10 protein-coding genes, 1 tRNA gene and 2 pseudogenes are annotated in these 22,341 nt (G+C 63.3%); 8 read left to right on the top strand and 5 right to left on the bottom strand.

Annotated features, from left to right (window positions below; all coding sequences use genetic code 11):
- Nucleotides 1-217: 217 nt before the first annotated feature.
- Both NKJ80_RS29925 and NKJ80_RS29920 read left to right on the top strand, forming a co-directional pair.
- Nucleotides 218-424, top strand: a complete 207-nt coding sequence (locus tag NKJ80_RS29925; RefSeq protein WP_196813704.1) for a SlyX family protein — start codon at nt 218-220, stop codon at nt 422-424.
- Between the two features lie 13 nt (nt 425-437).
- Nucleotides 438-851, top strand: coding sequence for a hypothetical protein (locus NKJ80_RS29920; RefSeq protein ID WP_023755057.1), 414 nt, complete (start codon nt 438-440; stop codon nt 849-851).
- Nucleotides 852-1,142: 291 nt separating this feature from the next.
- Here NKJ80_RS29920 and NKJ80_RS29915 read toward each other — a convergent pair whose 3' ends face one another.
- From NKJ80_RS29915 to NKJ80_RS29905, 3 genes are all read right to left on the bottom strand, one after another.
- The gene (locus NKJ80_RS29915; protein ID WP_023683177.1) at nt 1,143-2,132 is read right to left on the bottom strand and encodes a BMP family lipoprotein; all 990 of its coding nucleotides are present in this window, start codon (nt 2,130-2,132) and stop codon (nt 1,143-1,145) included.
- A 252-nt stretch (nt 2,133-2,384) separates the two neighbouring features.
- Nucleotides 2,385-2,708, bottom strand: coding sequence for a hypothetical protein (locus NKJ80_RS29910; RefSeq protein ID WP_023683176.1), 324 nt, complete (start codon nt 2,706-2,708; stop codon nt 2,385-2,387).
- Between the two features lie 116 nt (nt 2,709-2,824).
- Entirely contained in the window at nt 2,825-3,571 is a 747-nt protein-coding gene (locus tag NKJ80_RS29905) for a hypothetical protein (RefSeq protein ID WP_352498871.1), read from the bottom strand.
- A gap of 360 nt (nt 3,572-3,931) precedes the next feature.
- Between NKJ80_RS29905 and NKJ80_RS29900 the strand changes: the two genes are divergently transcribed.
- The 6 genes from NKJ80_RS29900 to NKJ80_RS29875 all read left to right on the top strand — a co-directional run bounded on the left by NKJ80_RS29900 (nt 3,932) and on the right by NKJ80_RS29875 (nt 10,226).
- Nucleotides 3,932-4,021, top strand: a tRNA-Ser gene (locus NKJ80_RS29900).
- A gap of 283 nt (nt 4,022-4,304) precedes the next feature.
- A complete protein-coding gene (locus NKJ80_RS29895) occupies nt 4,305-5,264 on the top strand; it encodes a LysR family transcriptional regulator (protein WP_352498870.1) in 960 nt (319 codons plus the stop codon).
- A gap of 164 nt (nt 5,265-5,428) precedes the next feature.
- The gene (locus NKJ80_RS29890) at nt 5,429-6,442 is read left to right on the top strand and encodes an amino acid ABC transporter substrate-binding protein (RefSeq protein ID WP_023671115.1); all 1,014 of its coding nucleotides are present in this window, start codon (nt 5,429-5,431) and stop codon (nt 6,440-6,442) included.
- Nucleotides 6,443-6,613: 171 nt separating this feature from the next.
- A complete protein-coding gene (locus NKJ80_RS29885) occupies nt 6,614-7,801 on the top strand; it encodes an amino acid ABC transporter permease (protein WP_352498869.1) in 1,188 nt (395 codons plus the stop codon).
- Between the two features lie 18 nt (nt 7,802-7,819).
- On the top strand, nt 7,820-8,944 hold the full coding sequence (locus tag NKJ80_RS29880) for an amino acid ABC transporter permease (RefSeq protein ID WP_502902250.1): 1,125 nt from the start codon (nt 7,820-7,822) through the stop codon (nt 8,942-8,944).
- A 49-nt stretch (nt 8,945-8,993) separates the two neighbouring features.
- The gene (locus tag NKJ80_RS29875) at nt 8,994-10,226 is read left to right on the top strand and encodes a MalY/PatB family protein (RefSeq protein WP_352498868.1); all 1,233 of its coding nucleotides are present in this window, start codon (nt 8,994-8,996) and stop codon (nt 10,224-10,226) included.
- A gap of 170 nt (nt 10,227-10,396) precedes the next feature.
- On the opposite strand, the pseudogene NKJ80_RS29870 reads toward NKJ80_RS29875, so the two are convergent.
- Together NKJ80_RS29870 and NKJ80_RS29865 are read right to left on the bottom strand one after the other, a co-directional pair.
- A pseudogene (locus NKJ80_RS29870) lies at nt 10,397-13,219 on the bottom strand (autotransporter outer membrane beta-barrel domain-containing protein); the annotation flags it as partial.
- 146 nt (nt 13,220-13,365) lie between these two features.
- Nucleotides 13,366-21,927 (bottom strand): annotated as a pseudogene (locus tag NKJ80_RS29865) (beta strand repeat-containing protein); the annotation flags it as partial.
- Nucleotides 21,928-22,341 lie beyond the last annotated feature (414 nt).

Below are 22,341 nucleotides of genomic sequence, written 5' to 3'. Positions count from 1 at the left end.
GCAGCCTGTCCCACTCTTATTTTTTTATCGCTTGGTCAAAACGCCTAGCATGATGCCCCACCCGTGCCAATTGGCGGCGCAGTGGCCACTCTCGACAAATCCCGGTGCGCTTGTCAATTTCGAACGTGGCCGCAGACCTTCACATTCACTAATATGCAAGGCTCGACAGTCGCATCATGCTGCACTGCGTGCACCAGGACCTGGGGAGTTTCGAATGATCATGCCTGTCGACCGGCTGACGACGCTGGAAATCCGCGCCGCCGAGCAGGAAAAGACGATCGAGGAACTGTCGGGCCAGATCGCCGAACAGTGGACGGTCATCGAGCGCATGCAGCGCAAGCTGGATGCGCTGACCGGGCGCTTCATGGCGCTGGAGGAACAATCGGCACCCGACGTGCCGATAACCAAACCGCCGCACTGGTAGCAAGGAGAAGCCGATGGCCGGTGAAAGCGATCGCGTTACGCGGGCGGGCGACTATGTGCTTGGCCTGATGAACGATCGCGACCGCGAGCGTGCCGAGCGAGACCTGGCGATCGATCCCGCCTTCCGCGACACGGTGATGCGGCTGGCCGAGCGCATGCATGTCTTCGACGGCACGGGGCGGCCCTCGGGCGACGACGATCGCTGGCGGCTGATCTCGCAACGCATCGCCGAACTGCCGCAGATGCGTGTGGTCGGCCAGGACGAAGCGACGCCGGCGCTCGGCAGACTGGAGCGGAAGCCCTATGGCGTCGGCGTGCATTCGCTCGGTGCCCGACGCGGCGCCGTCATCGCCATCGCGCTGATCGTGGTGTTTGCGCTGGGTTATCTCTTGGGCTTGTTGTCGACCGGCGGTGCGCTTCTGCCCTGACGTCCAAGGCAATCGCATATGGACTTGCGAAGAAGGACCCGCAACGCCGAAACTGCCGATCTCCCCCCTTGCGGGGGAGATGGCCGGCAGGCCAGAGGGGGTGTGAAGGATCGCCAACCTGATTGGCCGTTAGGCCGAGGGACAGCCCCCCCTCTGCCTTGCCAGGCATCTCCCCCGCAAGGGGGGAGATCGGACGTCGCCGAGACCTCCGCCAATCCTCAACGTCCTTTAAAGCCCTCAAACAAAACCGCCGGGCTTTTACCCGGCGGTTCGTAAGCGAATTCTTATCAATCAATACGGGCAGGCGTTGTCGGCGGTATAGTCGTGCACCTGGATCGTGCCGGCGATGATGTCGGCCTTGGCCTTTTCGACGGCAGCCTTCATCTCGTCGGTGACCAGCGCCTTGTTGTTGTCGTCCATGGCGTAGTCGACACCGCCTTCCTTGAGGCCGAGATTTTGCAGGCCGCCTTTGAAGGTGCCGTTCTTGCCGTCCATGAAGGCGGTGTAGACGGCCACGTCGACGCGCTTCAGCATTGAGGTCAGCACCTTGCCGGGCTGCAGGCCGTTCTGGTTGGAATCGACGCCGATGCCGAGCTTGCCGGCATCCGCCGCCGCCTGCAGCACGCCGACGCCGGTACCGCCGGCCGCGGCATAGACCACGTCGGAGCCCTGGTCGATCTGTGTCTTGGCGATCTCGCCGCCCTTGGCCGGATCGTTCCACGCCGCGGGCGTGTCACCGGTCATGTTCTGGATGACATCGGTCGCACCGGCCGCCTTGGCGCCGCCGACATAGCCGCATTCGAACTTGCGGATCAGCGGAATGTCCATGCCGCCGATGAAGGAGACCTTCTTGGACTTCGAGGCCATCGCCGCCAGGATGCCGACGAGATAGGAGCCTTCGTTTTCCTTGAACACAAGCGAACGGACATTGGGCATATCGACGGCATCGTCGATGATGGCGAAGTTGAGATCGGGATATTCCTTCGCGACCACCTTCAGCGCATCCTCCCAGGCAAAGCCGGCCATGACGATCGGGTTGCGGCCGTCCTCGGCGAAGCGGCGCAGCGCCTGCTCGCGTTGCGAGGCGTTCGACACTTCGAACTCGACATAGGCGGTGCCGGTCTCGGTCTTGAACTTTTCGGCGCCGTGATAGGCAGCCTCGTTGAAGGATTTGTCGAACTTGCCGCCGAGATCGTAGAGGATGGCCGGCTGGACATCCGCGGCGAAAGCCGGAAGAACCATTGCGGTTGCGGCCAGGAGGCCGAGAACGATACGTTTCATGTGATCCACACCCTGTCGGTTATTTTTTTCCGTTACGCGCCGCCCGCCTGCCCGGTTCTCCGGCAGGCATGCGGCATCAGCCAGGAGTGTACTCCCCTCCCGCTCAAGGCAATCTGGCACGGCCCGAAACAAAATTCACGCGGAATTTTGACCTTTTGGAAAAGCATGCCCCCCGTTGGAAAAACATGCCCAATGCGGTGACAGCTGTGGACGATTGCCGCGTTGTCGTCGCAAGTCCGCTGGGACAACCCATCAGCCCGGCGCGAATTCTCCGCCGCGCCGCCGGCGCCGGTAGCCGATCGCATAGAGGATGAAGGCAAGCACCGCGAACACGGCAAACCCCGGCTGGGCAAGCACCCAGGCGATGCCGCCATCCCATATCATCGGATTGACCTTGGCGCGCACGAAGGTCTCGAAGGCCGCGCGGGTGTCGGGCGAAACCGCCAGCCAGCTCGAATTCAGCGGCGTCATGACCAATGTGGAAGCCGCCACCGAGCGCGTCGCGTCGAGCACGGCCATGATGACGGCGACCGAGAGTGCGATCATGGCCGCGAGGCGAAACAAAAAACGCAACATCGAAATCTTCCCCGGTCCTCAAGTTCCTCCCGAGGACCTTCCGGTCAAAGGCGAGGAATAGAATGCGCACGCCCCGCGTGCAATCGCCATACGCGAATTTGAAGCCTATCGCCCGCCTATATGGCCACCTTTCGGCTCCGCCGATGGACGAGCCAGACGCCGAGGACGCCGCCGCCAATGGCCCCGACCACCAGCCCGGCAAGGCCGATGAACACCGCGAAGTAGCCGCAGCCGCCTTCGAAACAGCTGATGTCGGTGGCTTCGGCGATCCCCGCGCCAAGCGCGAAGCCGGCGACAGTGCCGACGACGGCGCCGAGGATGATGCCGGCCAGCGCGGCGACGATCGAACCAAAGGCTGACGGTGCCTGCGCTTCCGGCCTTGCATAAAAGGCCTTGGCCTCGTCGCGGCGGCGCAGCAGGTAAATGCAAAACAGGCCGATGACGATTTCGGTGGCGGCGATCGCAAGCTCCCTGGCGGAGACGGTGAAATCGGGCACGGTCAGCGCATAGACCTGCTCGGCCAGCCGCCAGGCGATGGTGGTGATCTGCCAGATGGTGAAATGACGCGGAAAGCGCGCGGAACGGCTGAAGGCGAGGCCGAGCAGATAAAGCCCCCACACGATGGTGACGATGTCGAAGACCAGTCCGCCAAGCACGAAATAGAAGATCCTGTCCGGCACGCCGGAACTCTCGAACAGCCACCGCGCCGAGACCAGCCAGTAGACCGACCATGCCATGACGAAGAGGAGCCAGACCACGGGCACGAAGGACAGCCCGCTGTCCGGAGGCCCTGCGGGCGTCAGCCCGCCTGGCATGCCTCCGGCCGGCGTTCCGCTGGCCGGCTGTTCATTGCTCGATGTCACGTCTGGACGTTGCCCCCGCAAAGCCTCCGCCGCACTCGACAGGTGGCGAGGGGCGAAGTCAAGCGCGGCCGGCCCTGCCGCCTTGCCCGTGCACACCATTCAGAACCGAAGCGCCTTAGAAGCGGAGCCGTTCAACGCCCCGCGAAACGATGCATGGCCGGCAAAGCGAATAGACTGCCGTTATGGCTTGGCATTCGGCGCCGGATCGACTAGATGAGCCCCGCGCCTGTTTGATTGACGGGCGCCGGGAAGGGCATCCGCTGGTTGGCGGTGTCCATCAAGCGGGTCTTCCCGCAAATCCCAAAGGGATGCATCTCCCCAACCCGCGTGGCAAAACCGGCCGGGCGCGAATGCAAGGACGGAGAGGTGGCCGAGTGGTTGAAGGCGCACGCCTGGAAAGTGTGTTTACGGGAGACCGTAACGCGGGTTCGAATCCCGCTCTCTCCGCCATTATCAAGCCATTGAAACCGCTGCGATTTTCCATCCCAGCGGGTGCGGCTGACTTTACTTCACATGCTCGCCCTGGGTTCATGGCGGATTGCCGGCTTGCTCGCCAAGCCAGGCGCAGAAATGCCGCGGAGCGATCCGGCGGTCGCCGTCACCTGTTCAACCGCCAGAGTTTCAAAGGCGTAGCCGGACCTCTGTCTTCACTCTTCGTGCCCCATCTGTCACCGTCGCAACCAACGCGTTAGTGCCGCCTGGTGCGGTCTCAGGTCGCAGATGAGGTAATTCCATGAATTATAACGATATCGACCTCAATCTATTGCGGGTCTTTGACGTGATGATGCGGGAAAGGAGCGTGACGCGGGCGGCTACCGATTTGGGCAGAACACAATCAGCTGTAAGCCACTCCCTGTCGAAGCTTCGGTATCTATTGCAGGATGAATTGTTCACCAGAGATGGCGGCGAGATGCGGCCAACTCCCCGGGCAGTTGAGCTGCTGTCGAATATTTCCGCCGCACTCGCGACGATCCGCGCATCGATCGACCGGCATCAGATCTTCAATCCAGCAACGACGCGACGCAACTTTCGAGTTGGGCTTACAGATTATCATGCCATGGTTTTCATCCCGGGCCTCATTCGAGAATTTTCCAGGCAAGCTCCTGGCGCGACGCTGAATGTCATTCCCGCAAACGGACCCGAAATCGGTTCATCGGTCTATTTGAGACAAGTTGACTGTGCGCTGACGGGAGCAGCGATACGCGACGACCCAGGTCTCTTGAAGGTGGAGCTTGGCCAGGACCGATTGTTTTGCGCGGTGTGGAGCGGAAGCAAGATCGCCAGAAGCGCAATGACGCTGGAAACCTATCTGGCCAGTTCTCACCTCCAGATTTCCGCAGATGGCCTGGCGGAAGGCCTCGCGGATGCCGCCCTCAAACAGATGGGTCTTCGCCGCAATGTCGTTGCGACCATCTCGAACTATCCGGTGCTGCCCTGGGCGCTTCGCGGCACTGAACTGATTACCCATTGCGGTGATGCCATCCTGCAAATGCTGGATGAGAGGAGTGAGGTGACGTTGGTCCCGCCACCCCTTCCGATAGCGAATGTGAATGCCTGGCTTATTGTTCACCGCCAGATGGCGAATGACCCGGGAACCAGGTGGCTCCGGGAAATCATCGTGGGAATCTACAACGAATCGCGGACCAAGAGACACCAAGGCACGGTCGGAACACCGGGATCCGCCGTAAAATAGATCGCGCGCGCTATCGTCTGTTTCACCACTCGAACGCCTTTGTACCTGCGAGCGGGTGCCGCGCAATTATGAAGGGCGCTCATTTTGACCATGAGAACAATCGATTTGACGAATAGTTCACCTGGAGAGCACATTCCCTTCAACAATAACAGGGGAATGCCGAAATGAGATCAACGTTCAAGGGCCTACTTGCCCTCGCTATCGCGTGCACCGCCTCCTCGGCGTGGTCCGCAACCCTCGACAATGTCAAGAAAAATGGCGTGCTGACCTGTGGCACAAATTCGGCCACGGCTGGCTTCAGCCTCCCCGACAATGAAGGCAAATGGACCGGATTTGTCGTCGATTATTGTCGCGCCGTGGCCGCTGCCGTGCTCGGGGATGCGCAAAAGGTCAAGTTCATCCCATTGACGCCAAAGGATCGCTTCACCGCCTTGCAGTCGGGAGAGATCGACATTCTCGCGCACAACGCAACCTGGACATCGTCCCGCGATACGTCGCTAGGCATACTGTTTGCCGGCACGTATTTCTATGACGGCCAGGGGTTCATGGTGCGCAAGGCCGACAACATCACGTCGGCCAAGGGGCTCGACGGCGCATCGATATGCGTCACCCAGGGCACCACGACCGAGTTGAACCTTGCCGACTATTTTCGCTCGCAGTCGATCAAGTACACGACGGTTGGTTTCGCGGACGAGGAAGCTGTGGTGAAGGCTTATGAGGAGGGGCGTTGCGACGTCTTGTCCGCGGACACCTCCACCTTGAACGCGTCGCGGCTTCGCATGGCCAAGCCGGACGACAGCATTGTTCTTCCCGAGCTGATCTCCAAGGAGCCGCTTGGCCCGGCGGTGCGGCAGGGTGACGACCAGTGGTTCAATGTGGCGAAGTGGACGCTCTACGTCATGGTGGCCGCGGAGGAATACGGGGTCACCTCCAAGAACGTCGATGCCATGAAATCGTCGGACAATCCCAGCATCCGCCGCCTGCTTGGCGTGGAAGGCAGCATAGGCAAGGACATCGGGCTCGGCGATAACTGGCCGGTCGAGGTGATCAAGCAGGTCGGCAATTACGGCGAAGTGTTCGATCGCAATGTCGGCAAGGATTCGCCGCTGAAAATGGAGCGCGGCATGAACGCGCTCTGGAACAAAGGCGGCGTTCAGTACGCTCCGCCGATCCGCTAACGCATGTCGCTCAAAAATGGCCCCGGTTTTGAGACAACGACATGCATACCGAAGACCCTAAAGCGCGTCGCCTGAGTCCGTTCAAACCCGACGCGCTTTAGGCAAAGGCATGGTTGCAAGGCGCTGGCGTGTTACCGTCAGCGCCTTGCACGGACCCGATAGGAACAGCCCATGTCCCATTTGTCGCTTCCCGCGCCGTCGCGCAGGAGGTTGTCGCTGCACGATACGAAGGTGCGGGGCATCTTCTACCAGCTCTTGCTCGCCGGCTGCCTGCTGGCCTTGGCCCTGGGCATCGGCATGCAGACTGCATCGAATATGCGGGTCCGGGGGATTCCGCTCTCATTCGACTTTTGGAATGAGTCTGCCGGCTTCGACATCAATCAAACCCTGATACCGTACGATGCATTGTCCAGCTACGGTCAGGCGTTCTGGGTGGGAGTGGTCAACACCCTCTACGTCAGTGTCCTCGCAATCCTGTTTGCGACCTTGCTTGGCTTCGTCATCGGCGTTGCCCGCCTGTCGCCGAACTGGATCGTTTCGAAGGTGGCGACCGCCTATGTCGAGCTTGTGCGCAATGTTCCGTTATTGCTGCAGCTGCTGTTCTGGTACAACGCCGTCCTCAAGCCGTTGCCCTCGCCGAAGGCGTCCATCGCCATTCCCGGCGGCATCTACCTCAACAATCGCGGCCTCATCGTTCCGGAGATTCATTTGCATCCGGGAGCGGGTCTGGTGGGCCTGGCATTCGTTGCGGCCATTTCCTGCTGCGTTGCATTCTGGTTTCGCGCCAGGAGCGTCCAGAGACGGACGGGCAAGCAGCTGCCGGTGCTTCTGGTCAGTCTGGCGATCTTGACAGGATTTCCGTTGGTCCTTTTCCTGGCGGCTGGCGAGCCGGTCTCGTTCGTCGCTCCGCAGCTGCGGGGTTTCAATTTTCAAGGCGGGCATCAGCTCTATCCGGAGTTTGCCGCTCTCCTGATCGGTCTGTCGGTCTACACCGGTTCATACATCGCCGAGATCGTGCGAGGTGGAATCCAGGCAGTGCCAAAGGGCCAGACCGAGGCTGCGCATGCGCTGGGGCTGGCGCCGGGCAAGACGCTTCGTCTGGTCGTCGTTCCCCAGGCGCTGCGCATCATCATTCCCCCTTTGACAAGCCAGTATCTCAATCTCATCAAGAACTCGTCGCTTGCCGTGTTCATCGGCTATCCCGACCTCGTTCAGATCTTTGCAGGCACGGTGCTCAACCAGACCGGAGCCGCCGTCCAGGTCATGGCGATTACCCTGTCGGTCTATCTCGTTATCTCCCTTGCCACGTCATTGGCCATGAACGCGTGCAACCAACATTTTGCAATCGTTGAGAGGTGACGGGTGAGCGATCAGTCCATGCGTTCGCCAGTTGTGATCAGCGCACTCATACCAGCCATGGCGCCTCCCGCGGACGTTCGACCGGGTCCAGTGAGCTGGATGAAAAAGAACCTGTTTTCGACGCCGTCTTCAGGCGCGCTGACAATATGCTTTGTCCTCCTAGCCGCGTGGCTGCTGCATCACTTCCTGAGCTTTGCGATCTTCAACGCGGTCTGGAGCGGCGGCCATGAAGCTTGCCGTGCGAACAGCCAGGGGGCTTGCTGGCCTTTCATCGCCGAGAAGTTCGACTACCTGCGATACGGCGCGTATCCGGTTTCCGAGCGGTGGCGCGTGGACCTTGCGCAGGCGATCGGCGCCATCCTCATCGTTTGGCTCCTGTGGACGAAGGCTCCGCGGCGCAAAATGGCGGCGTTGCTGTTCTTCCTCGTCTACCCCGTGGCCGCGTTCGTTCTCGTGCGCGGCGTTGCCTGGCTTCATTTGCCTGTCATCGATACGACGCTCTGGGGCGGTCTCTTGATCACGTTGCTGATGTCGATCGTGGGTATCGTCTTCTCGCTACCGATCGGGCTTATCCTGGCGCTTGGACGCAGATCGGAACTCCCTTTCGTCAAGACGGTTTGCGTCACGTTCATCGAAGTCGTCCGCGGCGTGCCGTTTATCACAGTGTTGTTCATGGCGAACTTCATGATGCCGCTCTTCGTCCCGGATTATCTGACACCTGATCGTCTGTTGCGCCCGCTCATCGCGATAGCGTTGTTCTCGTCCGCCTATATGGCCGAGGTCGTGAGAGCCGGCCTTCAGGCGATCCCGAAGGGCCAACACGAAGCGGCCAAGGCGCTCGGGATCGGCTACTTCGACATGATGCGCCTGATCGTCCTCCCTCAGGCGTTGACGATCGTCATACCGAGTATCGTCTCGACCTTCATCGGTCTGTTCAAAGACACGACTCTGGTCGCCATCGTCGGCATCGCGGATTTCCTGAAGGCCGTCGAAACGGCGCGCGTCGATCCGAACTGGGCAGGCCCGACGATCTCATCAACCGGCTACCTCTTTGCGGGGTTGGTCTACTGGAGCTTTTGCTTCGGCATGTCGCGTTACTCGCAATCTATGGAGCGCCAATTGGCGCGTGGCCACAAATCCTAGGAGGCGATGATGATGCCACAAGCAATGCCCGCGGCAAGGTGACTATCAAATGGCTTGTGCAGACACGCCCGCATCGGCGCTTGGGCAGCGACATATCGCGGGAATAGATTTCGACCAGATCCACGACCGTCAGCAGTTCGGATCCGTCAAATGGGCCAACCAGTGGGACGAGTTCTCGCCTCAGGTCGAGGGCCAGGACCTGCTGTCGCTGTGGACGGCGGATATGGATTTCCGCGCTCCGGAAACCGTCATCGCGCGACTGCGCGAGGCCGCGGAGCATGGCATTTACGGCTACACACGCCGCGATCCGCGCCACTATGAGATCGTGCAATCGTGGTTCGCGCACCGGCACAACTGGTCGCCGAAACTGGAGACCTTGCTTCCCGCGCCGGCGATCATGCCGTCGGTGGATGCGATACTGCGAACCTTCACCAAGCCCGGTGACGGCGTCATTGTGCAGTCGCCCGTGTACTCGCCCTATTTCGAAGTGGTTCAGGGAAACGGCCGCGTTCTGCTTACGAACCGGCTGAGGCTGCAGAACAACAGATATGAGCTCGATCTCGAGGATTTCGAGAAACTGGCGGCCGGCGGCGCCAAGGCATTCCTGCTGTGCAATCCTCACAACCCTGCCGGAATGGCCTGGACACGCGAAGAATTGGCGGCGCTCAACGACATCTGCGAGCGTCATGGGATCCTGGTGATATCCGACGACATTCACTGCGACATAAGGTTGTCGGATCGCCCCCACATCGTCTTCTCCTCCATCTCGGAAGATGCTGCCGAGAAATCGTTCATCTGCACCGCTCCAACGAAGACTTTCAATCTTGCCGGGGTTCCTTCGGCAACCATTTCGGTAGCCAGCAAAAAGCGCCGCGGGGCGCTTCTTGCCGCAATGCAGGCGTCATTCATGGTGAATGCGAACTTTTTCGGCCGCCTGGCTTTGGAGGTTGCTTACAGCAGCGGCGCGCCGTGGCTCGACCAACTCACGCGCTACATCGCCGGCAACATCGATCTGGTTTGCGAGTTCGCCGGTGAACACCTTCCAGGCATCACGCCCATGCGGCCCGACGCATCGTTTCTGGTGTGGTTGGACGCGTGCGCGCTCGATCGCCGAGTGGGTGGAATTCAGAAGTTCTTTGTCGATCGGGCCGGGGTTAATCTCTACGACGGCCGCGTCTATGGGCCTGGCGGCGAAGGCTTCATCCGCCTGAATGTCGGCTGCCCGCGTCCTCTGTTGCGGCAAGGGCTGGAGCGCATGTCCAGCGCGCTGGCATCCCTGTGATCGAGCGCCAGGGTGCTTCGGATGCGAGCCTGGTATTTGATGCCGGCAGCCGGTAAGGAAACGTCCAGGGCCGACGAGCCGGATGACCGCAAGTCCGGATTCCATAGACCTCGGCAGCCTTGCCGGACCCGACCCTCAAGCCAAGGTCGACATGTCCATCTCGATCGCCGCTACCATTTCACAGCGAACCCGAGCTTGGCGCCCAGGGCGTGGCTATCGCCAAAATCCTTGAGGCTTGTCCGCGCTGTCCCTTCTCCGAAGACGGCGTAGCGACCGTCCGCCCAGCTCAGCGAGCCACCAAGGCCGACACCGCCCCACAGCGCCTGATTTTCGCTGACCAGTTTCGTGCCAGACACATCGACATCATTTCCGTCGAGGAAGTCGTAGTAAAGGTTGCCGAGCCCGTAAATGTGCGTGCGGCTGACTTGCCCCGCATCGTCCACCCACTGGTCTTCATAGTCCGCGGAGAGGCCGAGGCGGCCGACGAGACTGTTGCTGCTGCCGGGCGACACGACGGCGCCAAACGGGTCCGTGAACGTGTCGAAGTCGACCGACGAATAGGCAAGCTGGGCTTGGGGCGTCAGCGACCAGTTGCCGTTGAGGGCGATCTTCTGTCCGGCCTCGATGCTCAGCCCGTAGCCGAAACCGTTGTTGCCGTCCGCAAGCGTGGTGCCCAGCGTGGCCGACCGGATGTCACTGTCATACCATGTCGCCTCGGCCTGCGCGTCGACGTAGAAGCCACCGCTGCCGAACCAGGTGAGCGTGCTGCCGACGCCGTAGCCGGTGGCAGCGATCGACCCTGCCCCGAAGATCGAGGACACGTCCGACGACGCGGTTCCGTAGTGGGCCGTAATCCCTCCGATCAGGGTACCGGCGTCGCTTTCGTGCAGCAGGCCATCGACGCCGGCCTGCAGCTTCCAGGTGGTCACGTCATAGTTCGTGCCGGAGGTCGACGTCTCCGGCTTGATCTCGGCATGGGCAGCTTCGATGCGCGCCCATATCGCCTTGCCGTCGACCGAGCCCTGGCCTGGCAGGTCCGCACCTTGCGGCGTAGCACCCTCGCCCCACGACCGATTGCCAATGCGTTGCTGCATGGTGCCCAGTTCATTGAAGGCCTGCAGCACCCCTTCATAGGCCTCGTACAGAGGCACGCCGGGCGAATAGAGCGGCTGCGGATCGGGATCGCCGTTGACCAGGGCCGAGCGCAGATACCAGTCGCCATCGGCCGGTGTGCTGACGCCGTTCTTGTAGAGCCTGTATGCGTAGGCCCCACCGACCACGGCCTGGTCGCCCTGGAAGACATAGTCGCCAACCAGGCTGAACGTGCCGTTGGAGGCCCCGCCGATGTCGACCACCTTGATGCCTTCGACAGTCTGCGCCCCGCCGCCGCCCAGGTTGACGACCTTCAGATCGGTGGCGCCCGACGTATTGCCGGTGACCACGAGCTTGTCGGTGGGTGAAGCATCACCGCCGAGCACAGTCTCGATCTCCAGCACGCCGCCATTGCCGACATAGTTGCCGGCTACCGTCAGCGTGCCAGGCACGCCGGGATTGCCGGCCGCGATAACGCCGCCGGCGAAGTTGTTGGTGTCACAAACAGTGCCGGTGCCCTGGAGACGGCCGCCCGCGTTCACATTGACGATGCCGCACAGACTGCCCGAGACGGCGAGCGTACCAGCATCGATCGAGGTCGTGCCGGCAAAGCCCGAGCTGTCCGAGGCGATGGCCAACGTCCCCGTGCCGCTTTTGGTCAGGGTGCCGGCGCCGGCCAGGGTCCCGTCCCACGTCAGCGTCGTGCCGGCGTCGGTGAGCACCGTGCCTTGGCCGAGAAGGTTCATCGCGCGGCCACTGTTGAAGCTCGCCGTCGTGTGCAGCGTGCCGCCGTTGAAAGCGAGAGCGCCGACCGCATCGCCGAGATTGCCGTCGGCGGAGACCTGCAGCGTGCCGCCATTGATCGCGGTGCCGCCGGTGTAGCTGTTGGTGCCGGTCAGCACAAGCGTCCCGAGATCGGTCTTGACCAGCTGGGTGTTGCCGATCAGCTGCGCGGCGATGGTGGCCGTGATGCCGGCTCCGGCCGCCGTGCCATCGCCGACACGGATGGTCGATGTCGGTCCGCCGGCCAACGCGACGGGACCGCCCTGGATGACATAGCCGTCGGTCAGGAACTGCATGCCGGAAGCCGCGACCTGGCCGAGGCCGTTGTCCACCGTTACCGTGCCTGCCGCGCCCGCGAAGATAGCGAATGCGCTGTCCGTGAAGGGGGCATTGACCGCGCCTGTGCTGTCTGCCCAATTGTCGTTGCCGGTCGAGTTCTGCCACACACCGTCGCCGCCATCGATGACGCCGTTGAACTTCGGACCAGCAGCCCCGTCCCAGTAATTCAGTGTCAGCCCTTCAGTGTTGACGAGGTTCACCTGGTTGGCGATTGCCGTCTGGACGAAGTAGTCCGTCGACGGGATCGACCCGATCGACAGCCCGTTATTGGTCAGGGTACCGTTGTAGTTGAACACCCGGTATACGCCGGGGCCGAACGTGCCACCTGGCGAAACCGAGACGTTGAGCGTGCCGTCAAGCACCAGATTGCCGCCGACCGTGGTCAGGTCGTTGAGCGCGCCGCCTGCAACATTCGCCTGGCCGAAGCTGTAGTTCAGGATCGAGCCGCCCGAGAGCGACAAATTGCCGGCGACCGCGAGCGTGCCTGGAGTGCCATCGGCCGCACCGGGAGACAGCGTGGCGCCGTCGGCGATTGTAACGTCGCCGCCGAGCGTGCCGGTGCCACCGAGCGTGGCGCCGCTCTGGACCGAGGTGAGCCCGGTTGCCCCGCTTTGGTTGCCATTGACGAACAGGCTGCCGGCCGTGACCGTGGTCGGGCCGGTGTAGCTGTTGGCGCCGGTGAGGGTAAGCGCGCCGCCGCTGGTCTTGGTGAACCCGCCCGCGCCGCCGATCAGGCCCGACAATGTCAGATCGGCAGTGGTCTCGAAGGTGCCGCCGCCGGCATTGAGCGTCACGCCGCGGGCGGAACTGAAGGCCGCGGTGTTGCGCAGCGTGCCGCCATCGAAGCTGAGCGCTCCGGCCGCGGACCCAGGTTGCCGTCGTCCGATACCTGCAGCGTACCGCCGTTTATGGCCGTGCCGCCGGTGTAGCTGTTGGTCCCGGCCAGAAGCAATGTGCCGAGATCGGTCTTCACCAGTTGGGTGTTGCCGGTCAGGTTCGAACTGATCGTCGCGCTGTAGGCCGCGCTGGCAGCCGTGCCGTCGCCGACGCGAATAATCGACTGCGGACCGACCAGGGCGATGTCATTGCCCTGGATCAGGTAGCCCCCCGTGGCGAACTGCATTCCGGAAGCGCTGACGCCACCCAGGCTGTTGTCGACCGATACGGTTCCCGCCGTACCGGCAAAAATGGCAAACGCGCCGTTGGTGAAGGGAGCGTTGACGATACCGGCGCTGTCGGTCCAGTTGTCGTTGCCGGCCGAAGCTTGCCAGAGCCCGTCCCCGCCATTGACGAAACCGTCGTTCTTCGGTCCGGCCGCGCCGTCCCAGTAGTTCAACGTAAGTCCGGCCGTGTTGACCAGATTGACCTGATGATCGATTGATGTCTGCACAAAGAAGTCAGGCGAAGGGATGGTGCCGATATTCAGGCCATGGTCGAACAGGGCGCCGTCATAGCTGATCACCCGATAGATGCCGGGGCCAAAGGTTCCCCCGGGAGAAACGGCGACATTGAGCGTGCCGTCGAGGATGAGATCGCCGCCGACTTCAGTCAGGTCGTTGAAGGCGCCGCCGGGTACGTTCGCCTGGCCGAAATTGTAGTTGAGGGTCGAGCCGTTAAGCAAACTCAGACCGCCGTTGATGGTGAGCGTTCCTGGTGTGGCCCCGACATCACCTGGGTTCAATGCGCCGTCATTGAAGACAAAGACATTACTGCCGATGATGCCCGTACCGCCCAGCGTACCACCTGCATTGACGGCTGTCAGGCCTGTGGCCGCCGACTGGTCGCCATCGACCAAAAGCGTGCCGCCATCGACAACCGTATTGCCCGTATACGTGTTGTTTGCGGTCAGGATGGTCGTGCCGCTGCCGAACTGCCTCAAGCCGCCTGCGCCGCTGATCGTGCCGCCGAAGGTGAAGTTATCCGACCGGTTGAACGCCAGCGTGCCATTGTCCGTCACGTCGCCGGTGAACGAGCCCGCAGAGCCGCCATTGCCGAGCTGCAGCGTGCCAGCCGAGATCGTCGTGCCGCCGCTGTAGCTGCTGTTGGCCGTCAGCACCGTGGTGCCGGTTCCGATCTGCCGTACGGCGCCCGTGCCGGTGATCGCGCCACCAAAGGTCAGGCTGTCCGAACGATTGAAGGCCAGGACAGCGTTGTTGGTCACGTTGCCGGCCAGCGTGCCGGCCGTCGCCCCGTTGCCGACCTGCAGGATGCCCGCCGTGACGGTCGTGCCGCCCGAATGCGCGGCATCGCCGGCAACCACCAGCGTGCCGGCGCCGTCCTTGGTCAGCCCGCCTGCCCCGGTGATGCCTCCGGTCAATGTGGTCGTCGTGCCGCCATTGGTCAGGAACGTGCCGGCGCCGGCGAGCGTAACGGCACGCCCGCTCGTGATGTCTGCAATCGTGTTCAGCGTGCCGCCGCTAAACGACAGGCCGCCAGCGGCGTTGCCGAGATTGGCGTCCTGCGAGATCCGGACTGTTCCGCCATTGATGGTCGTGCCGCCGGTATAGCTGTTGGTACCCGAGAGAACCAGCGTACCGAGATCGGTCTTCACCAACTGGCTGTTGCCGGTCAGGCTCGAATTGATCGTCGCGACGTAGGCTGCACCGGCGCCCGTGCCGTCGCCGACGCGGATGATGCTCGCGCCGCCGACCAGCTCGATCGGGCCGGCCTGGACCAGATAGCCGTTGGTGGCAAACTGCATACCCGCGGCCTGTACCTGGCCGTTGGTGTTGTCGACGGTCACCGTGCCAGCAGTGCCCTGGAAGATGGCGAAGCTGGCATTGGCGAAAGGAGCGGCGAAAAGGCCGGTGGAGTCGGTCCAGTTCTGGTCGCCGGCGGCGCGCCATGTGCCATTGCCGCCATTGACGATGCTGTTGGAGTGCGGACCGGCATCGCCGTCCCAGTAGCTGAGTTGTAGCCCCGCCGAATTGACCAAATTGACCTGGTTGGCGACCGAGGTCTGCACGACATAATTTGGGTCGGTGACGTTGAGGCCATTGTTCGTCAACGTGCCGCCATAGTTGATGACACGGTAGACGCCAGGGCCGAACGTGCCACCGGGGCTCTGTGTCACGTTCAGCGTCCCGTCCAGCGTCAGATTGCCGCCGACATTGACAAGGTCGTTGAACGCGCCGCCGGCCACATTCGCCTGGCCGAAATTGTAGTTGAGAGCCGCGCCGCTGGTGAGGCCCAGATTGCCGTTGATCGTCAGGGTTCCGGCGGCGTTGCCGGGAGCACCTGGGGCAAGCGCGCCGGAGACGTTGACGCTGCCGCCTATCGTTCCCTTGCCACCTAAGGTTCCGCTGGCGCCAACAATGGTGACTCCGGTCGCGCCAGACTGGTTGCCGTCGACGATGAGTGTTCCGACAAGGACATTTGTCGAACCAGCGTAGCTATTGTCCGCGGTGAGCGTGGTCGTGCCGAGATTGGTCTTCGACACTTTTCCCGAGCCGGTGATCGTTCCGGCGAAGGTATAGTCGTTGTTCAGCGCGAAAATGAGAGCGCCATTGTTGACGACAGTTGGCGTGTTCAGCGTGGCAGCCGTTGGTCCGTTGCCAACCTGCAGCACCCCGCCCTGGATGGTCGTCCCGCCGCTGTAGCTATGGTCACCATAAAGCGTAAGCGTTCCGATGCCCTGCTTGTCCAGGCTCTCGAACCCGCTGACGCTGGCGCCCTGCAGCGTGCGATTTATCGCGGTGACCACCCGAAGCGTGTCGCCTGCACCACTCTCGCCGCCAGTGCCGGCGTTGACGCCAACACCGCTGATCGCGGCGGCATCGTTGAGAACCAGCGTGTCGTTTCCGGCGCCAAGGTTGAGCGCGGCGGCGCCCGTATTGAGCGTGCCGCTGACACTCACCGTGTCGTTGCCGCCGCCTAGGTCGCCATTGGCCAGCAACGTGCCGCCCAAATTGACGTTGATCGTGCTCGCCCCGGCATCGCCGGTCACCGTCGACGACGTGGCGCCGGGACCCTGCACGGTGCCGTTCACGGTCAGCGTGCCGGCGCCGTTCATGGCGATCGTCGCCGTGGTCAGGACGCCGTTCACCTGCAGCGTGCCCGCGTTGACGCTGGTCGCGCCGATGGCGTTTCCGACCGAGGTCAGCACCGTGGTGCCGGCGCCGATCTGCGCCAGGCTGCCGGGGCCGCTCAGCGTTCCGGTGAAATTGAAGGTGTCGCTGCGGTTGATCGACAGCGTCGAGGTCGGGGCATTGACGATGACGTTGCCGGCGCCGGCATTGCCGGTGGTGCCGCCATTGCCGATCATCAGATTGCCGTCATTGATGACGGTGTTGCCGGTAAAGGTGTTATTGCCGGTCAGAGCCCAGGTGCCGCTGTCGTTCTTGGCCAGCGTGGTGACGCCGCCGGGGCCGTTGGCGATGGCGCCGCCCATCGTGTTGAGGCCGGTGTTGGTGCCGCCGAGCGCGATCGTGCGGTCACCGCTCCCGGTTTGCGTCACCGCGGCCGTGTTGCTGAAGACGACCGCGCCGGTGCCGGACGACTCGATGAAGCTGGTCCCGGTCGACAGTGTGAACAGGCGGTCGGTGGTGTCGCCTGCGCCGGTATAGCGCAGGGTCGAACCGGTGCCGATCACCAGGTTCGACGCGAGGTTGGACGACTGGCCGATACTGCTCGCCTGGCCGCCATTGGCCAGCTTGTCGACGCCGAGCACGCCGCCATTGATGGTGGTGACGCCGGTATAGGTGCTGGCGGAGTTCTTCAGGATCCACGTGCCGGAGCCGGACTTGGTCAGCGAGGTCGTGCCCAAGCCATTGTTGGTGATCTGCGCGGCGAGGCTGTTGTTGGCCGAGCTGATACCGGTCAGCGTCACCGTCTGCGAGGTGTTGACGCCGCTAAAGGCGATCGCCCCGGTATTGGTGAAATTGACCGCGCCGGTGCCGGACGCGTCGAGCGCGCTGGTGGCGGAGGGGCCAAGCGTGAACAGGCGGTTGGTGCTGCTCCCCGCGCCGACATATTGCAGGGTGCCGCCATTGATCACGAGATTGCTTGCGGCCGCGCCGGCAGCGCCGATAGAGCTGTTCGTGCCGCCGTCGGCAAGGCAGCTCACCGCCAGCGTGCCGGCATTGACCGTGGTGGTACCGGTGTAGCTGCTGTTGCAACCGGAAAATGTCTGCGCACCGTTGCCGTTCTTGGCGAGGCCGCCGGTACCGCTGATGGCGCCGGCGTAATTTTGACCGGAAGGATTGGCGATCGTCAGCGTCCCGCTGCCCAGGGTGACATTGCCGCCGGTCGTGCCGCCGCCGGCGAGCGAAGTTACGCTGACGTTCTGGTTGTTCACATCCAGCGTCACGCCGGCGGTGTTGTTCAGGGACATCGCGGCAGTGCCGAAGGCGGTGCTGGACCCTGCCCGCACGATGCCTGCTCCAACGGAAATTGTGCCGCTATAGGTGTTGGCGCCCGACAGCATCAGCGTGCCGGCGCCGCCTTTGACGATCAATCCGCTGCCCGCGAAGACGCCGGTAAACTCGAGCGTGGCTGCCCCATCCGTCACGTTGAAGGCACTGTTGGACCCGCCTCCGCCGGTCGCGGTAAAGCCGCGATTGGTCGTGACGCTGCCGCCCGTATAGGAGAACGTGGCGTTAGAGATCGCAAGATTGCCGGAAGCCGCACCCGAAGCGCCGATGCCGCTCGCCTGGCCGCCATTGGCCAGGCAGTCCACGCTCAAGGTGCCGCCGGCGACGTTGGTAACACCGGTGTAGGTGTTGTTGCAGCCGCTCATCGCCTGCGTGCCGTTGCCCGACCTGGTCAATCCGCCGGCGCCGCTGATGGTGCCGCTGAACGTGCCGCTGTTGCCGCCCACCGTCAGCGTGGCCGAGCCCAGGGTCACATTGCCGCCGCCGACAAGTGCGCCCACGCCGATGCCGGCGATATTGTTGAGGTCGAGCGTGGCGCCCGTATTCACGGTCATCACGGCAGTGGTGCTGCCGAACGCCTTTGACGAGCCGGCGCGCAGAATGCCGGCGTTGACGGTGGTCCCGCCCGTATAGGTGTTGATGCCGGACAGCACCAGCGTCCCGGCCCCGTTCTTGTTCAGGGTGCCGGCGCCGACAGCCACGCCGCTTACCGTCAGCGTGGTCGCAGCGGCGCTCACGTCAATGGCGCCGACGCCGCTGCCGAGGGTGAAACCGCGGTCGGTGCTGACCGTGGCGCCGGTATATTGCAGCGTGCCGCCGGTGCTCAGAACCAGGTTCGCCGAAGCGCTCGAAGCGGCGCCGATGCCGCTGACCGCATCGCCATTGGCGAGCGTGTTGACCGACAGGGTGCCGCCGCTGACCGTGGTAACCCCGACATAGTCGTTGGCGGCGTTGGCCAGCGTCAGCGTGCCTGCGCCGGCCTTTGTGAGGCCGGCATCGTCGGGGCTGGTGACAAGTCCGGTGAACGTCAGATTGGCTGCGGCGTTGGTGACGTCGATTGTCCTCGCCGGGCCGCCATTGACAAGCGTGAAGCCGCGGTCGCTGGTGGCAGAGGCGCCGGTGTAGCGCAGCGTGCCGTTCTCGATCACCAGATTGGACGACGCCGCCGACGAGGCGCCGATGGCGCTCGCCGCACCCCCATTGCCGATGCTGTTGACGTTGAGGATACCGGAACTCAGCGTCGTGGCGCCGGTATAGGTGTTGGCGCCGTTCAGCGTGACCTGCCCCGTCCCGCTTCCGCCGCTGACGAAGGTGGTAGCGCCGCCATTGTCGACGATGGTCGAGTTGATGATGAAGCTGCCGCCGCCGTTCTGCAGCACGCCCAGCACGCTGCCGCCCGCGCCTCCGGTCAGATTGCCGCCGGTGATGGTCTGGGTCCCTGAGGCTGACGATACGATGATCGCGCCGTCCACGCCCAGCGTGTTGCCGGCGCCGACGGTCACCGTCGAGTTTGCCGCCGCCGTGTATTTCAAGCCGCCGAGTTGTTTGCTGCCGCTGACCGTACCGAAATAAGGCGTGTTCGCGGCGCCGCCCGTGTCGCTGACGACATCGCCGTCCAGCCAGGTGGCGGCGTTGTCCTTGATCGCGTAGGCGGTGAAGGCGACGATGTTGTTGCTGCCGTCCACCGCGGCATAGTCGGTGCCGTTAACCGTGGCCCAGCCGCCCAGGGTCGCCGAGCTGGTCTTGATGTTGCCGTTGACCGGCAGTGCGAAATCGATCAGGCCGCCGGTGCGGTTGACGGCGCCGAGATTGACGGTGAGGCTGCCGCCGCTGGCGCCGGAAGTCGCGGTCACCTTGTTGCTGCCTGCGGTGACATTCAGGCCATTGAAGGTCTGGGTGTTGGCCTCGCCCGCGGCGCCGGTAACGACCAACTTTCCGCCCGCCATGTTCAAGGTCGAGGCGCCCGAGACGATGTTGCTGGCCGGTCCGCCGGCCCCGGCGAAGTTCAGGGCCAGCGTGCCGCCGCCGACCGTGGTGTTGCCGGTATAGCTGTTTGCGCCCGTCAGTGTCAGCGTGCTTGTGCCGAGCTTGGTGAGGCCGCCCGAGCCGGTGACGTCGCCGCCAAAGCTGGTGCTGGTCGCACCGTTCACCGTCACTTGCGTGCCGGTCGTTTGCACCTGGCCGCCGGAGCCGGCCGCCGACGCGAGCGACGTGAAGGTGATGTCGTTGCCGCCAAGATCCAGGACGCCGCCATTGACGATGGCGGCATTCGGCGCGCCAAAGGCCTGGCTGCTGCCGGCGCGAAGCGTCCCGTTCTGCACCGTGACGCTGCCGGTGTAGGTGTTGGCGCCGGCGAGCACCCAGGTGCCCGCGCCGTCCATGATCACGTTACCCGAACTGGAAATCACGCCGGAGACCGTGTTCACGCCGGCAAAACTGCCGCCGAGGGTCAGAAGATCTTGGCCGAGCCCGCCATTGAACGTCACGCTTCCGCTCAGCGTCAGCGCCCCGGTGCCGTCATTGCGGATGTTGCCGGCGGTCGAAATCAGCCACGTGCGATTGGTACTGGCGCCGGCGCCAAAATAGCTCAGCGCACCGGCGCTGAAAGAGATTAGCGAATTCGTGCTGCCCGTCCCCAAGCCGCTGTTGGAGCCTGAATTTGCCAGCGAGTTGGTACGCACCGTCACGCCGTTGATGGCGGTCTGGCCGGCATAGGTGTTGGCGCCGGTGACGGTGATGGTGCGGGCGAGGCTACTGCCCTCGAAGGTCACTTGCTGCGCGGCTACGGCAGTGCTGATCACGCCAGAGAGCGCCATGTCACTTGTCTGCGCGGAAAGGATGGCTTGGTTTCCGCCACTGCCGGCGATGTTGCCGGTCAGGGTCAGAAGGCCGGTACCGCTGTTTCGAATGTACGCGGCTCCAAAGGAGCTCGTATTGAGCTGCCAGTTGCGGTTGGAGCTGTCGCCGTCGCCGGTATAGGTTGCGACGCCGCTGGCGTTTCCGGCGGTTCCTACCGTGATCGTGCCGTTGGCGACCGTCACCGGCGCGCCCAGCGAACTCGCGACACCGAGATCGGCGATGGAGGAGAAGGAGTAGGTGCTGGTGCTGAAGTTGGTGGCCGTAAATACCGTCGTGCCGGTGTAGTCGTTGGCGTCGTTGGTCATCTTGACGTTGGAGCCGACGTTCAGCCCGCCGGTGCCGGTGAAACGAGCCGAGCCGACGCCGGTCGTGCCCGCCCCGGTATCGACCAGGCTGACCTGGCCGCTCACCGTGACCACTCGGGTAGCGCCGAGCGCCCCGGTGCTCGCCAAAGCTGTTCCGGTCGCCATCGTGACACCATTTGCAGCACTGCCGAGCGCCGCATCGCCATTCACGGTCAGCCTGCCGCCATTGAGGGTGATGCCCCCGCTGAAGGTGTTGGCGCCGTTGAGCGTCAAGAAGCCGCCGCCGGTCTTGGTCAGCCCCGCGGTGCCGGCGATGACCGAATTGATGGTGACAACGTCGGCTGCAGTGCCAATGACATTGATCGTCGGGGTCACGCCCCCGAGCGTCAGGGTGCTGCCATTGATCGTGTACGCGGTCTGGACGAGGGGCGCTACGGTGTCGTCTTCGAATGTCATGTTGTGCACGGTGATCGGCACGCCCAGCGTCACCGTGCCGACAAATCCCGAGCCGGTGACGGCGTCGCCGAAGATCGCGTCGTCGAGCGCGCCATTGTTCCAGAAAGTATACGGGCCGCTGGTGCCGTCATTGTTCGGGCTCCAGAAAAGCCCCGTCGTGTTCCAGGCGCCCGTGCCGCCCCGGCCAGCGGCCGTGCCGTTGGGATCCCAGTATCTGTCGGCGCCATTGGCCGAACCCGCGGCAAGCCCCATCAGCAGCGCCGCCGGCAAAAGCCGGGCGCCCCACGCGCGAACGGTGGCTGTGACCAGCTGCGCCATGGACGGCGCATAGCTGGCGGCTTCGCCGTTGCACTTGGTCATGCGGCCACCGCGCAACAGCCGCGGATCGAACGCTGCACCTCGCCGTTTTCGGGATGGGCCGAGGCAGGATGGACCAGCGCCGTCGCCAGACCGGGAGAGCAGCTGGACCGCCTCGCCACCGAGCAATTCCGACATCCAGCCTCCCCGCGCATACATCATGGATGGCTAATGTGCACATCCACTATCCTCGACTCACGTACTTACTTGAGAAGAAACCTAGAGTTGAGCATTACCTCGCAATATTGTTGAGAGCATCTTAATTTTTCAGCGCTCTGTCACATCCATGCCACGTTTTCGCCACTTCGAAAGACGGCAGCTGCCTCGCAGCCTGCCGCTTTCCCGCATCAGCAGATCTGGGCGGCCCGAACCGCGCTGAGTTGAATTCCACTGTCTCAGACCGTCGCCAAAACCGGGTTAGCGACGTCAGCAGGGGTATACCCTGAAATGCGAGCTGCGAGGCCGGTGACGTGCGCCTATCCGCTGCTTGATGACTTGCCGTGGCGCAGCGGCGGCCATCCGGTTCTGGAGCGAAGTGGGGAGAAAGACGCC

The organism is Mesorhizobium sp. M0030, assembly GCF_040323695.1.
Classification (GTDB): Bacteria; Pseudomonadota; Alphaproteobacteria; order Rhizobiales; family Rhizobiaceae; genus Mesorhizobium.
This window is presented reverse-complemented; position numbering and strand designations above follow the sequence as displayed.